The sequence below is a fragment of the Nguyenibacter vanlangensis genome (assembly GCF_013376155.1).
Classification (GTDB): domain Bacteria; phylum Pseudomonadota; class Alphaproteobacteria; order Acetobacterales; family Acetobacteraceae; genus Gluconacetobacter; species Gluconacetobacter vanlangensis.
Genome location: NZ_JABXXP010000562.1, coordinates 1 through 1,874, shown reverse-complemented (window position 1 = coordinate 1,874; position 1,874 = coordinate 1). Strand labels below are relative to the sequence as shown.

Annotated in this window: 1 protein-coding gene and 1 pseudogene; one reads left to right on the top strand and one right to left on the bottom strand. The window is 66.8% G+C overall.

All coding sequences use genetic code 11. From position 1 onward, the window contains the following. A partial coding sequence (locus HUK84_RS16660) for a PAS domain-containing protein (RefSeq protein ID WP_317135304.1) occupies positions 1 to 1,031 on the bottom strand: 1,031 nt, incomplete at its 3' end. Positions 1,032 to 1,314: 283 nt separating this feature from the next. Here HUK84_RS16660 and HUK84_RS16655 point away from each other — a divergent pair. Then, positions 1,315 to 1,874, top strand: a pseudogene (locus tag HUK84_RS16655) (cation:proton antiporter); the annotation flags it as partial.

Genomic DNA, 1,874 nt, shown 5'->3' with positions numbered 1-1,874 from the left:
CCGGCATGGTCGCCGGGGCGCAGTTCGGCCAGCATGGTCGCGGCGACGCGTCGCAGCACCGCATCGCCCGCCGTATGGCCATGCCGGTCGTTGATCGATTTGAAATGGTCGATATCCAGCATCAGCACCGCAACGTCGCCGGCACGGCCGCGGACCAGCGCGTGCCAGGCGCGCTCCATCCGCTCGGTAAAGGCCCGGCGGTTCGGCAGGCAGGTCAGGTGGTCGACCCGCGCCAGGTCGTGCAGTTCCTGCTCGACGCGCTTGCGCTCGGTCACGTCGACGACCAGCCCGTGCCACAGCGTGCCCCCGTCGGGCAGCCGGGTCGCCCGGGCATCCACCTGCCGCCAGCGCAGCCCCTGGCGCGGCAGCAGCACGCGAAAGACGCATTGCCAAGGGGTCAGCCGCTCGGCGGCTTCGGCCAGCGTGGCGCGATAGAGGTCCAGGTCGTCCGGATGGATGCGCGCATGCACCGGCTGGCAGCTCTCCGCCACCTGCTGGGGCGTCAGTTCATAGATCTCGGTGATCCGCGCGCTGGCATAGGGGACGCAGGCCGTGCCGTCCGGCGCCCGCCGGCACTGGAATACCAGGCCCGGCACCTGGTCCGTCAGGCTGGACAACAGGGCCATGCTCGCCCGCAGCCGCTCGGCCAGGACGCGCATGGCGGTGATGTCGGTCGTGGTCCCCACCATCCGCAACGCCCGGCCGTCGCCGTCCCGGCTGATGACCCTGCCGCGGCTCAGCACCCATTTATAGCTGCCGTCCCTGCACCGCAGCCGATGCTCGACCTCATAGGATGGGGTCAGCCCGGCGAAATGGTCGCGCATCGTCGCCTGGACATAGGCCAGGTCGTCCGGATGCACGCGGGCATAGGCATCCTCGATCCGGTCCGAAATCTCCTCCCTGCGATAGCCCAGAAGGCCGACCCACCCGTCGCAATAGCGGATCGCGCCCGTCACCACGTCGCGGTCCCAGACGCCGGTGCCGCTGCCCTCGATCGCCAGGGCCAAGATGTCGCTGAAATCCTGCCGCACGCCGCACCCGGATTGATACAGATCCGCCGAGGCGGAATGACCAACCTCTAGCATATTTCCGGCCGCGGGAAGGCGGGAATGGGGCGGTCCGGGGAATGGGCGGCAGCCTGCGGCGTTGCGGGCCATCACGTACGAAACAGAGTAATATCAAATACAAAATGCATCATCTTCCCGTTCTTCCGGCAGTCCGCCGATGGAATCGACGACATGATTTTTTAAAAAATTGCATATTCGATTTTTTACAATATGATGAACCGTCACGATAAGCGATAAAGGGTGTATCATGTCGAGCATTTCGGCGCTTATTCTTGATGCGGGGATTTTTGTTCTTGCGCCCTGGTTGTTGTGGCGCCTGACGCAAAGAACCGTGCCAATCGCGGTGCTGCCGATATTGCTCGGCATCTGCCTGGCGGTGCTGCATGCCCCCGTCGGGCGGCTGGGCATCCCGTCGGTCTACGGCAACGATATCGGCTGGGTGGCCGTGCTGGTCCTGGCCTTCACCGCCGGGCTCGAGATGTGGCAGCACCCCGGCGAGGACCATGCGGGCATCGCCGTGCCGCAACCCTCGATCGGCCGCCTGCTGGGCGGGGCGGCGGTCGCGCTGGGCGGCCCGTTCCTGGTGGGCACCGTGCTGGTCCATCAATTCTTCCTGCCGCTGCATGGCTGGCAGGCGCCGCGCGGCAATGGCTGGGTCGGCGCCATGTCGATCGGGCTGTGCATCGCCGTCAGCGCCCTGCCGGTCCTGATCGGCATCGTCCGCGAACTGCACCCCGCCCAGCGTCCGCTGGGCCAGTTGGCGCTCAAGCTGGCGGTGGTCGACGACGCGGCGCTGTGGATCGGCCT